At 35.7% G+C, this 12108-nt stretch carries 12 protein-coding genes and 2 tRNA genes; all 14 read right to left on the bottom strand.

Going from position 1 to position 12108, the window contains the following annotated elements; all coding sequences use genetic code 11:
- Window positions 1–54: 54 nt before the first annotated feature.
- The 14 genes from PQF83_RS27465 to PQF83_RS27400 all read right to left on the bottom strand — a co-directional run bounded on the left by PQF83_RS27465 (window position 55) and on the right by PQF83_RS27400 (window position 12102).
- Window positions 55–126: transfer RNA gene (locus tag PQF83_RS27465), tRNA-Glu, on the bottom strand.
- A 13-nt stretch (window positions 127–139) separates the two neighbouring features.
- Window positions 140–213: transfer RNA gene (locus tag PQF83_RS27460), tRNA-Met, on the bottom strand.
- A 160-nt stretch (window positions 214–373) separates the two neighbouring features.
- Window positions 374–856: a S1 domain-containing RNA-binding protein gene (locus PQF83_RS27455; protein ID WP_000021452.1), complete on the bottom strand. Its 483-nt coding sequence runs from the start codon at window positions 854–856 to the stop codon at window positions 374–376.
- Window positions 857–943: 87 nt separating this feature from the next.
- On the bottom strand, window positions 944–1303 hold the full coding sequence (gene divIC / locus PQF83_RS27450; RefSeq protein WP_001208736.1) for a cell division protein DivIC: 360 nt from the start codon (window positions 1301–1303) through the stop codon (window positions 944–946).
- Window positions 1300–1953: a spore cortex biosynthesis protein YabQ gene (yabQ, locus tag PQF83_RS27445; protein WP_000059762.1), complete on the bottom strand. Its 654-nt coding sequence runs from the start codon at window positions 1951–1953 to the stop codon at window positions 1300–1302. Before yabQ ends, divIC begins: the two co-directional genes overlap by 4 nt.
- A complete protein-coding gene (gene yabP, locus PQF83_RS27440) occupies window positions 1950–2258 on the bottom strand; it encodes a sporulation protein YabP (protein WP_001059101.1) in 309 nt (102 codons plus the stop codon). Before yabP ends, yabQ begins: the two co-directional genes overlap by 4 nt.
- Window positions 2259–2316: 58 nt before the next feature.
- A complete protein-coding gene (locus PQF83_RS27435; RefSeq protein WP_001234876.1) occupies window positions 2317–2592 on the bottom strand; it encodes an RNA-binding S4 domain-containing protein in 276 nt (91 codons plus the stop codon).
- 14 nt (window positions 2593–2606) lie between these two features.
- Entirely contained in the window at window positions 2607–4067 is a 1461-nt protein-coding gene (mazG, locus tag PQF83_RS27430; RefSeq protein WP_000014266.1) for a nucleoside triphosphate pyrophosphohydrolase, read from the bottom strand.
- 12 nt (window positions 4068–4079) lie between these two features.
- Entirely contained in the window at window positions 4080–5681 is a 1602-nt protein-coding gene (locus tag PQF83_RS27425) for a putative polysaccharide biosynthesis protein (protein ID WP_000444156.1), read from the bottom strand.
- A 230-nt stretch (window positions 5682–5911) separates the two neighbouring features.
- Window positions 5912–6448, bottom strand: a complete 537-nt coding sequence (gene spoVT, locus PQF83_RS27420; RefSeq protein ID WP_000648302.1) for a stage V sporulation protein T — start codon at window positions 6446–6448, stop codon at window positions 5912–5914.
- A gap of 136 nt (window positions 6449–6584) precedes the next feature.
- Window positions 6585–10115 (bottom strand): transcription-repair coupling factor, encoded by a 3531-nt coding sequence (gene mfd / locus PQF83_RS27415; protein ID WP_000579713.1) that lies wholly within the window; start codon window positions 10113–10115, stop codon window positions 6585–6587.
- A 105-nt stretch (window positions 10116–10220) separates the two neighbouring features.
- Entirely contained in the window at window positions 10221–10445 is a 225-nt protein-coding gene (locus PQF83_RS27410; RefSeq protein WP_000399440.1) for an anti-sigma-F factor Fin, read from the bottom strand.
- A gap of 70 nt (window positions 10446–10515) precedes the next feature.
- Window positions 10516–11076, bottom strand: coding sequence for an aminoacyl-tRNA hydrolase (gene pth / locus PQF83_RS27405; protein WP_001979768.1), 561 nt, complete (start codon window positions 11074–11076; stop codon window positions 10516–10518).
- Between the two features lie 72 nt (window positions 11077–11148).
- The gene (locus tag PQF83_RS27400) at window positions 11149–12102 is read right to left on the bottom strand and encodes a ribose-phosphate diphosphokinase (RefSeq protein WP_000107420.1); all 954 of its coding nucleotides are present in this window, start codon (window positions 12100–12102) and stop codon (window positions 11149–11151) included.
- Window positions 12103–12108: the final 6 nt, after the last annotated feature.

The following is a 12108-nucleotide window of genomic DNA, read 5'->3' as shown; positions in this document are numbered from 1 at the left end:
GTCTTAATTTATTTAACAAAAAAAGATCATGCGCATTTGCATGATCTTTTTAGATGACCCGTACGGGATTCGAACCCGTGTTACCGCCGTGAAAGGGCGGTGTCTTAACCACTTGACCAACGGGCCGTTAAATTAAATATAGCGGCGGAGGGGATCGAACCCCCGACCTCACGGGTATGAACCGTACGCTCTAGCCAGCTGAGCTACACCGCCATGTCGTCTTATTTAACGGACAATTAGTATCTTACCTCAGATATAATTTAAAGTCAACACATCTTGAAAACTTTTTTAAAAATATATTTTCACATATAAAAAAGCACCCTGAGCAATCGCCCTGGGCACCTCTCTATATTCTAAGAATTAAACGTTCTTATTATCCGCGACGTGCGCCACGGCCACCACGTTTAGATTCAGTGTTACGCTTTAAAGAAGTTAAACGATCTTCGCTATCCTTTAAGAAACGTGCCATCTTTTGCTCGAATGTTTCTTTTGGAGCACGGTCGTTACCGCCACCACGGTTATCTCTGTTGAAAGAACGATTACGTTGTGGACGTCCAGAACGTTGTTGATCACCACCGCGTTGGTATTCACCACGTGGACGATCTCCTTCTGTTTTTTCACGCTCTTTCGCTTTTTTAATAGATAGACCAATCTTACCATCTTTTTCAACGTTAATAACTTTTACTTCTACTTGGTCGCCCACTTTTAAGTGATCGTTAATATCTTTCACATAATTATCAGCAACTTCACTAATATGAACAAGACCCGTTAAGCCTTCTGGCAGCTCCACAAAAGCCCCAAAATTTGTAATACCTGTTACTTTACCCTGTAACTTGCTGCCTACCTCGATTGACATAAAAAAAATGCTCCTCCTTAGTGGTTAAAAAGTCAAATTTTACTTTATTATATATAATCCTAAAATATAGTGTCAATAAGACATACTCTACTTAGAAACAGGAAAAATTATCTCCCCTTTTCCAGAGAAGAAATAATCCCTTCTAGCAATCTTTAATACGTACTCTTCATCATTTAACTTTTGAACTTCGTCTTTTAGACTCTTTTCTTTGTTCGTTAATGAATCCAGTTCTTTTTTCATGTCCTTAACTTTTGCTTCTTTTGCTTTAATGGAACTGTTTTGTTGATAAAACGTTACACTAATACTCGCAATAATTGTAAAAGCAAAGACAAGAAAAACCGCTAAACGGCGATAAAGTCGCTTCCTGTTCTCATCCGTTTGTATTATATGCTCTTTAACAGGATTTGGACTCTGTTTTTCGATTGTTCTTTGTCTCAGTTCCCTCATTTCCGAGGTCCCCCTAACTTCTTTTTTATACGCTCCCATAATTGGAAGATATGTCCCTTCAATTTTGCTATATATTGCAGGAACCCTACATGCTTCATTATAAAAAGTTTAACACGATTAGGGAGAAGTTTCCATATGAGCGAAGCAATAAATCGAACAGGCCAGAAAAAAACTTTCCATATGAAAAGTAATATCCAAATCACCATTTTCCATAACACATGTCCAATTGAAAGCAGTATACGAAATAAGAATAATATAAATGCAATAAATAGCTGCGCTATAATAATAACAGGTTTTATCATGAGTAGCTGTATAATTTGAACAAAAAAGTGTGTTGTTTGCACAAAAATATAGATGAGAAAATTTAACAGTCTCATGTATATTGCTTTCAACATGCTTTGATATGCCGCAAAACCACATAATAATGCTAAAAATACATATATACGTAGTTCAGCTTCATTTACAAGAAGTAATACGTAAAAAACGAATAATGCTTGGACAATCCAAAATAGTATATCATGTATAAATACAATCCAACGCTTACGTTCTTGACGTTTTAAAAATCGTTGGTATGTATCTAAAGACGCTCCAATCCAAGCACCCATTCCGATCATTGAGAGCATCGTATACAACTGAATTGTTAGACTCATTTAAACAACTTACTAAAGAAGCCTTTAGTTTTCTCCCCTTGATTCTCATCAATATACAGCATTTCATGAACTTTCCCTTTAATCGATACAACACCTTTTTCTACATCTAAATTTTTCATTTGCAAATTTTGACCGCGAATTGTTAAAAAGCCCATTACAGTCTCAAGTAAAAACTCTTCGCTATCAAAACTCTCTACCTGCTTTACACCGGTAATATCAATTACACGTCTGCCACGCATAATAATATCATGCTCTACAGAAACATTTTGTTGATTAGAAGACATAGGTGAGTAACCATTATTCACGTAAATCCCCCCATACATTTATACTAGCTAATAGTAATGTATGAAGGGATAATCAATTTTAGAACAAGCCTTCTTCGGCCTTTACTTTTTCTTCACGAACTAAGCTATACATATTTGCTGCATCTTCTTTTTTAGTCGTTTCTTTCAATTCATTTATTTTTACAGTTACTATTTTTTGACCAAAACGAATTGTTAATTCATCAGCTACTTTTACATCTGAACTTGCTTTTGCCACTTGACCATTAATGGATATTCTTCCTTGATCAGCTACTTCTTTCGCCAATGTTCTTCTTTTAATTAAACGTGATACTTTTAAAAACTTATCTAGACGCATATTAAATCCCCCTATTAACGCTCTGTTTGTTTTGCCTCTTCCCAGAAAATATCTAACTGCTCTAATGATAAATCTTGCATCTCTTTCTTCATTTCAGCTACCTTTGCTTCCATGTATAAAAAACGACTGACGAATTTCTCATTTGTTGAACGTAACGCTTCTTCTGGATCTATTTTATAATGACGAGCTATATTAACAAACGCAAATAGTAAATCGCCAAATTCACTTAACATCTTCGCCTCATCCATGTTTGTAACTTCTTGTTGGAACTCTTGCCATTCTTCTAAGGCTTTCTCTATCATCGGCTGTACATCAACCCAATCGAAACCAACCTTACCAGCTTTTTTCTGGATTTCATAAGCGCGTAGTAACTGCGGCAAACTTTTTGGAACCCCATTTAAAACAGATTCTTTTACAAACCCTTTTTCTTGTTTTTTAATTTCTTCCCAATTGGCAATTACTTCATCGGCATTATTTACATCCGTATTCCCAAATACATGCGGATGACGACGAACCATTTTCTCAGATAAAGTTCGAATAATATCATCTATAGAGAACCAACCTTCGTCCTCTCCGATTTGGGCATGAAGCATAACTTGTAATAATACATCACCCAGTTCTTCTACTAAGTGATCATCATCCTCTTCATCAATTGCTTCTAATACTTCATAAGCTTCCTCAATTAAATATTTCTTTAAAGATTGATGTGTTTGCTTTTTATCCCATGGACAGCCATTCGGGCCACGAAGATCTGCAATAATTTCTCTAAGCACATCAAACTGTTGATACAAGGATGCACGTTCCTGAACTGGTGGTATGTACACACTCGTTAAATTATTCAACTCCGTTTCATGATCTAACATGTACAACGGCACCTTCTTCACTTGCTCAAATGAAGTCCCTGCAGCTGTTACGATATACACTTCATAATCATCTGGCAGCATCTCCATTAATGTTAATTTCACATCTGATGCAACGAATGCGTCATATACCTGGCAAAAGATTAAGTGTTGACGTAATTCTAATTGTCCTCTTTCAAATGATGTAGCGTCAATTAATTGGAATCCTTCAATCGGATCAATCTTAAGACTTGCAAACATAGGATCAAGGAAACTTTGCCCACCTTCAATTCGCACTTCAATATTCGCTACTTCACTTTTTTCCAATAGTAGCTGAACCGTTCTTTCCGCTACAAGTGGATGCCCTGGAACAGCATAGATGATTTCTGCACCTTCAGCTTGTTTTAGCAATGTATTCGCAATTGTTTCATATACAATTTCAAATGTATCATGTGCTTCATATACATTGTCAAAAGCAGTATATCGTATACCTTCTTTCTCTAACTCTTCTATAACGGGATGTTCCTTCGTTCTAACAAACATGTGATCTGCTTCTTTTATTTTTCGATATACACCCATCGTTAACTGATCTAATTCACCAGCACCTAATCCTAAAATAGTAATGATTCCACTCACAACCTGTCACCTCTATCCACTCTTCTTCAATGAACCTTCTTTTTTCTCTTTTTTCATAACGGTTCCTATTTCTGCTTTTGTAAATACACGTAATTTTAAAATGAAAAACATATATGCCAATCCGCCGATGGCTACACCTAACAACGCCTCAAGTGTTGCAACACCTCTATGACTTGTATCCATTACTAATCCAGACATTTGCAATACACGCATAAACATTATTAGTACAAATCCCATACCGATACCACTAATAACTATACCTAACATATTCCGTTTGTCGATAAGCGATTCGGATACAGCTCGCATAAGTAATACACTATTTAGTATAGAAATTACAATTAACGCAACTAGCGTCGCAATTGCAGCTCCCTTCACACTAAAATATGGCATTAATATATAATTTAAAGCTAACTTTAAACAACCGCCAAATATAACGAATATTGCTGGTTTTAATGTTTGTCCTAACCCTTGCAAAATAGAAGCAGTTGTAATCGACAATGAACTAAATAAAATAGATAAAGATAAAATAGATAAAACATCTGACCCATCACTATTTTCAAACAACATAATATTCGTAGGTTGGATAATACAAGTTAATCCAATGGCTGCTGCAAATCCGATAACAAATGTTATTTTCATCGCTAACCTTACCTTTTCTCGAATAAAGGTAAGATCCCCTCTTTCCTTCGCTGCTGTAATAATTGGAATAAGCGACAACGAGAAGGAAGTTGTCACGACAGTACCCAATTGCATAAGCGGGATACTTCTGTCATAAACACCTTTTAACACCTTTGCACTTTCAACTGGCTCTCCCGCTCCAATAAGTAGAGAATAGAAAGAAATAGAATCAGCCATTTGTATAAAAATAAGCACTAAGTTACTAACACAAATCGCTAACCCCTGCCAAAACAGGATTTTTATAATCTTCTTTTTCCCTTTAATCCTCTTTACACTTTTGAAGAATATAGAACGAAAGTCATGACGCATATAAAGTATAAGTACGATAATCCCAATCAATCCACCTGCGATTGAACCGAGCATAGCACCTGCACCAACTGTATATAAATCAAATTCGTGAGCAATTAGGAATAGAGATAAAAATACAATAATAGAAACACGAATCGTTTGTTCTATCACTTGCGAAACAGCTGTTGGCATCATATTATTGAATCCCTGGAAATATCCTCTTGCTACAGATAAAAACGGCATCAATATGAATGAAAAGGAAATAACGCGTAATAGCTTATCTAAGTGTATATCGCCCATAGCTATCGCAATTGCTTCGGCACCAAAGAACAATGTAAAAAATCCTATGAAACCAATCCCTAATAAAAACCAAAAAGATACACAAATAATTTCCTCTGCTTCTTGTTTTTTCCCTCGCTCTAATCGTTCCGCAACCATTTTTGAAATTATAATAGGGAACCCATAAGTAGCTAAAATTAAACAAAATCCATAAAATGGATAAATTTGTTGGTAAATATAAAAACCAACGTCACCCGCTATATTTTGATATGGAATACGGTAAAAGGCGCTTAATACCTTTGTAACAAAACTTGCGATTGTTAATATAATAGCCCCACGCCAAAAGGCTTGATACTTCTTCGATTCCATGCAAGAAAACTCCTTTTTCTATTCTCACCCCTCGTATTATATCATAAAGAAAAGGACAAGCTTCCTTACCTACACAAGTAAGAATACGTTCGTGCAACGTTAGAAATATTCAATGAAAAAAGGTAGCAAAGCGCTACCTTCATTCAATATACATATATCTCCAAATAATTGATTTCTCAAGAAGAAATATCATAATTAGGAAAGATTGCTACTTCTAAAATCATACACCTTTACTGTTCCATTTGTTTCGCTAAGAAACTGGCAGCAGTATTGACCGCCTTGTGCTCTATTTCGCTTATAATCGCTTCTTTTGAAAAAATAATGACAGCCCCAATTGGGTCTCCATTTGCAACAATCGGCCCAACTGTATAAGAATGAACCTTTTCTGTTACACCATCAATAATGGAAATATCACTTTCGTCCGTCATAATAACAGACTTTCTTTCTTCCATCGTTTTTTCAATTAGATCGCCAACGCTTTTATTTAAGTATTCTTTTTTTGATACACCTGATACTGCGATAATAGAATCTCGATCACATACAAGCACATTATGTCCTAAGCTATCATATAAAGCATCTGCATATTCTTTTGCAAAATCACCTAGCTCGCTAATTGGAGAATATTTCTTTAAAATTACTTCTCCATCGCGATCTACAAATATTTCTAGTGGGTCCCCTTCTCGAATACGTAAAGTTCTACGAATTTCCTTCGGGATTACTACCCTACCTAAATCATCAATTCGACGTACGATTCCAGTTGCTTTCATTCTAATGCTGCCTCACTTTCTACTGATGATGAAAGTGGTGAATTTACCTGTTCATGTAAAAATCACCAACTGTTAGACATAGTATTTTACACATTAGTTCTTCTATGCACGTCGAATTGCATTTTTTTATCTAATATTAGGCATTTATGACTTCTTTTTTTACATCTGGCAAGCCTTTTAATAAATTTTCAGCAATTGTTAACCACTTCGATGTCTCTAAGCCATTTGTTTTCATGACGATTTTCAATTGTGATCCTTCCATTCCTAGACCGATCATTCGTCCAAAACTATTTCCAAGCATGAATAATTTTCCGCCATCAATGTTTTGACTCGCTTGTTCTGAGAACAGAATTGTTACTTCAAATTTATTTTGCTTAATTAATTCAATTTGTTCTTTCATTGCTAATACTTTAATATTTGCGATTTGCAATAAGTAACCAACTTCTTGCGGGTAATCACCAAATCTATCTATCATCTCTTCCTGCAACTCTTCAATATCCTCAATTGCAGAAACACCTCTAAACTGTTTATACATCATAATTTTTTGTTTACTATCAGAAATATAAGCATCCGGTAAATATGCATCTACTTCTAAATCAATTTCAACATTAACTGTATTTTCAACTCCGTCTGTTCCTCTACGCTGTTCAATTGCATCTTTTAACATTTGAGAATATAAATCAAATCCGACAGAATCAATAAATCCATGTTGTTCGGCTCCTAACAAGTTACCAGCACCACGAATTGATAAATCTCGCATCGCAATTTTGAAACCAGATCCAAGCTCTGTGAACTCCTTAATGGCTTGCAGGCGCTTCTCCGCAACTTCCGATAACACTTTATCCCGTTTGTATGCAAAGTAAGCATATGCAACACGATTAGAACGTCCAACACGCCCACGAAGCTGATACAACTGCGATAATCCCATACGATCTGCATCAAATACAATTAATGTATTTACATTTGGAATATCTACACCCGTCTCAATAATCGTTGTACTTACAAGAACATCATGCTGTCCTTCTAAAAACGATAGCATAACAGACTCTAATTCACTCTCGTTCATTTTACCGTGCGCATAAGTTACACGCGCATCTGGAACCAACATCGAAATTTCATCTGCTTTTCGTTCAATATCCTCCACACGATTATATAGGAAGTAAACTTGCCCACCTCTTGCAAGTTCGCGTTCTATCGCTTCTCGCATTAACGCTGGATTATACTCTACTACATATGTTTGAACTGGGAAACGATTTTCCGGCGGCGTCTCAATAACAGATAAATCACGCACACCAAGCATAGACATATGAAGCGTACGTGGAATCGGAGTTGCCGTTAATGTTAATACGTCAACATTTGCTTTTAATTGTTTAATTTTTTCTTTATGCGTTACGCCAAATCTTTGTTCTTCATCAATAATGAGAAGACCTAAATCTTTATAAGTAACATCTTTAGATAAAATACGATGCGTTCCGATTACAATATCTACCGTGCCATCTTTTAAACCTTTAATGGTTTCATTTTGCTGCTTTCTCGTACGAAATCTACTTAATAACCCTATATTGATTGGATAATCTTGAAAACGCTCTCGAATTGTTTCATAGTGTTGTTGTGCAAGGATCGTTGTCGGCACTAAAATTGCAACTTGTTTTTCATCCATAATTGCTTTAAACGCTGCACGAATAGCTACTTCCGTCTTTCCATATCCTACATCACCACAAAGAAGCCTATCCATTGGACGTCCGCGTTCCATATCCTTTTTAATCTCTTCAATAGAACGCAATTGATCCTCTGTCTCTTGATACGGGAAAGACGACTCAAATTCTTGCTGTTCTGCTGTATCTGGTGTATATGCATAACCCTTTGAAGCTTCGCGCTCAGCATATAGTTTAATTAGGTCATCCGCAATGTCTTGTACAGATTTTTCAACTTTCGTTTTGACCTTCTTCCAATCATTTCCACCCAGTTTATAAACTTTCGGATCCTTACCTTCAGATCCTACATATTTTTGCACTTGGTCAATTTGTTCAATTGGAACGTATAACTTATCATTACCTTGATATTTAATGTTTAGATAATCTTTATGAACACCGTTAATCTCTAATGTCTCAATACCTAAGAATTTACCTATACCATGATTTACATGAACTACATAATCCCCAACTTTTAATTCCGAATAACTTTTAATACGTTCAGCATTCGATAACTTTTGCTTACGTTGTGATTTTTTAACTTTCTTATGAAAAAGCTCTTTTTCAGTAATGACCACAAGCTTTTGCATCGGCATTTCAAATCCTGCATGCAAATCACCTACAGCAATTTGTAACCTTCCAGGCAACAATATATCTGTGCCCTCTACAATATCTGCCTCAATATCATAATCACTTAAAATATGTTGTAGTTTTTTCACACGTTCATCATCTGTACCTAGCACAACAGTCGTAAAATGCCCTTCGTTCCATCTATCAATTTCAGTTTTCAACAACTGCATCTGCCCATGGAAATCTTGCATTGTTTTACATGTCACATTCACAATGTTTTGTGGATGTGTATGTGCTATATGACGTAAGAATAACGTTAAATATACAAAGCTTCTTTTTTTATGATGAAGAAATTCTTCAAACGAATGAGAGAAAGTTAAATCTTGAATAATTGTTCCCTCACCAAGAAGGGATATATACCATTCCGCCTCTTCTGTTTCAAGATGTGATGCTGTTTCTTGAATACGTGAAATCTCATCTAAAATCACAACACCATCTTCTGGTAAATAATCTATCAGACTAGCAGGTTCGTTATAGAAAATAGATAAATATTTAAACATCTGTTCTATACTTTGCCCGTTTTTTAACATCTCAATTTCATGACTTACCGTCTCAAGCACTGTAGTCTTCAACTTATCATCAGAAAGTTTTTGCATCGTCTTAGTCAGGCCTTCTTCAAGATGCTTAATTCCCGATTTCAATTCTTCCTGCGAAAATAAAAACTCTGTTGCTGGACCAAATCTAACACTTTCTTTTTTATCTTGAGAGCGCTGTTCATCCACATCAAATAATCGAATAGAATCAACTTCTGTATCGAAAAATTCAATACGAAATGGTAGCTCTTCAGTTAGTGGATAAATATCTAATATTCCCCCGCGTAAACTAAATTCTCCAGGAGCTTCTACCATAGACTTACGCTCATAGCCGATATGATGTAAAGTATGCAAGAATGTATCTAAATCAATCTCTTGCCCTAGATTGATTTCGATTTGCCTTTGCTTCCACAACTCTTTCATTGGTAAAAATCTGCGTAGTCCTGCAACTGGTGCTACAATAATCCCATGTTCTCCTGCAGCTAAGCGATTTAACACTTCAATACGTTGCGCCTTCAATTCTGGACTTGCAACACCAAGTTCTGATGCTATCAATTCATTTACTGGATATAGCCATACATCCTTTTCACCAAGTAACGCCACTAAATCTTCATGTACTTTTTGTGCTTGATATAAATTATGCGTCACAATAAGTTGTGATTTTTTTGTTTTTTTATATAAGGCCGCCATTAATAACGAACGAGAAGAGGTTGCCATACCTGATACAAGTTGCTCTTTTAAACCATCTTCTAATCCATTAATGACCGATTGGATCTCTTCATTTTTATAAAATTGCTCTAATAAACCTATCATTTTCAAAACCCCTCTCAACATAAAGAGCAAGCCACTATATTTTATGCAAATATTTTGGAAAAAGAAAACAGAAAAATGCTTTGGACATGCCAAAGCGACAACATTTTATTGCAGAAATTTTTCATATTCATAATACTCAGGATAAGATGCGAGCGTTTCTTGACACAATTCACAAATCGTTTTTATATATATATTTCCATTCTCATGAAAATGAATCATCTCTACTACTTCTTGCTCTGTTAGTTGAAATAAAACGTCGCTATATACTTTTTCTGCGGTAACGGAGCCTACATTACTCCCGCAATGTCTGCAATAATAATACCCTTCCATACTAGCCTCCTAAAAATCCAATTACTGCTAGTATGGGTAAAAACAAAATAAAATATTCCCAATTGTACCCTTAACTATTGAAAGTATTCATAATTTGAAGAAAAGGTTTATTTAACCACTCTTCACATGCATCTGCTGCTTTTTCAATAGAATGATTTACATCAGGAATCTCTTCTGATGTAAAACGTCCTAATACGTAATCTACTACCTTCATTCCATTTTTCGGACGATCGATTCCCATGCGGATACGTTGAAACTCTTGTGTTCCTAAATGTGAAATTGTTGATTTCACACCATTATGTCCACCCGCACTGCCTTTCATACGAAGGCGTAATTTACCTACAGGGATGTCTAAATCATCGTACAGAACAACGAAGTCCTCTACATCAATTTTATAGTAATCCATTAACGGACGAATACTTTCCCCAGATAAATTCATATATGTAAGTGGCTTTAATAAGATTACTTTTTCTCCATTAACAAATCCTGCACCAAATACTCCTTTAAACTTTTGTTCGTTCAAAGAAATATTCCAACGCTTTGCAAGTTCATCAATCGCCATAAATCCAATATTATGCCTTGTTAATTCATATTCTCTACCTGGGTTCCCAAGTCCTACTATCAATTTCATTCTTGTACCACTACTTTCTTTTTTCGATACGAAAAGACGTAACCAATCTTGGTTACGTCTCATTCTATCCAATTAATTGAATAATACACTTACAGATTCTTCTTCGTATACACGAATGATTGCTTCTCCGATTAGCGGAGCAACTGAAAGTTCATGTACTTTGTCGATTTTCTTCTCTTCTGGTAATACGATAGAGTTCGTTACAACTAACTCTTTAATATTTGAGTTTTGGATACGCTCAATTGCTGGACCAGATAATACTGGGTGTGTACAGCAAGCATATACTTCAGAAGCACCGTTCTCAACAAGAGCGTTTGCTGCTAATGTAATTGTACCAGCTGTATCAATGATGTCATCAATTAAAATTGCTGTTTTACCTTCAATATTACCGATAATGTTCATTACCTCAGATACGTTCGGACGAGGACGACGCTTATCAATAATAGCGATTGGTGCTTTTAGGCGATCTGCCATTTTTCTAGCACGAGTTACTCCACCGTGGTCAGGTGACACGATTACGATATCTTTAAGACCTTTTGTTTCAAAGTAATCTGAAAGAATCGGTACACCCATTAGGTGGTCGATTGGGATATCAAAGAACCCTTGAATTTGTGGAGCATGTAAATCTAGAGTGATTACACGAGTTGCACCTGCTGTTTCAAGCAAGTTTGCTACAAGTTTCGATGTAATTGGTTCACGAGAACGCGCTTTACGGTCTTGACGCGCATAACCATAGTAAGGAATAACAATATTAATTGTTTTTGCAGATGCACGCTTTAATGCATCGATCATAATAAGTAATTCCATGATATGTTCGTTTACTGGGAAGCTTGTAGATTGAATAATGAATACATCGCAACCACGGATACTTTCTTCAATGTTAATTTGAACTTCTCCATCACTAAAACGATCAACAGAACATTTTCCTAGTCCTACTCCAATATGCTTTGCAATTTGCTCAGCAAGTTCCTTATTAGAGTTTAAAGAGAATACTTTCAAATTAGAATTTAGATATTGAGTCGACATCTAGAT

Origin of the sequence: Bacillus sp. FF-1, from assembly GCF_028548245.1 — a bacterium.
Taxonomy (GTDB): domain Bacteria; phylum Bacillota; class Bacilli; order Bacillales; family Bacillaceae_G; genus Bacillus_A; species Bacillus_A paranthracis.
The sequence above is the reverse complement of the archived record's forward strand: the minus strand, read 5'-3'. Positions and strand labels throughout refer to the sequence as shown.

Bases quoted from the DNA above. Each gene is read 5' to 3' on its own strand.
- yabQ (WP_000059762.1), bottom strand. From the start codon at position 1,953: ATGAGTCTAACAATTCAGTTGTATACGATGCTCTCAATGATCGGAATG.
- mfd (WP_000579713.1), bottom strand. From the start codon at position 10,115: ATGATAGGTTTATTAGAGCAATTTTATAAAAATGAAGAGATCCAATCG.
- divIC (WP_001208736.1), bottom strand. From the start codon at position 1,303: ATGAGGGAACTGAGACAAAGAACAATCGAAAAACAGAGTCCAAATCCT.
- PQF83_RS27410 (WP_000399440.1), bottom strand. From the start codon at position 10,445: ATGGAAGGGTATTATTATTGCAGACATTGCGGGAGTAATGTAGGCTCC.
- PQF83_RS27400 (WP_000107420.1), bottom strand. From the start codon at position 12,102: ATGTCGACTCAATATCTAAATTCTAATTTGAAAGTATTCTCTTTAAAC.
- spoVT (WP_000648302.1), bottom strand. From the start codon at position 6,448: ATGAAAGCAACTGGAATCGTACGTCGAATTGATGATTTAGGTAGGGTA.
- pth (WP_001979768.1), bottom strand. From the start codon at position 11,076: ATGAAATTGATAGTAGGACTTGGGAACCCAGGTAGAGAATATGAATTA.
- PQF83_RS27455 (WP_000021452.1), bottom strand. From the start codon at position 856: ATGTCAATCGAGGTAGGCAGCAAGTTACAGGGTAAAGTAACAGGTATT.
- PQF83_RS27435 (WP_001234876.1), bottom strand. From the start codon at position 2,592: ATGCGTCTAGATAAGTTTTTAAAAGTATCACGTTTAATTAAAAGAAGA.
- PQF83_RS27425 (WP_000444156.1), bottom strand. From the start codon at position 5,681: ATGGAATCGAAGAAGTATCAAGCCTTTTGGCGTGGGGCTATTATATTA.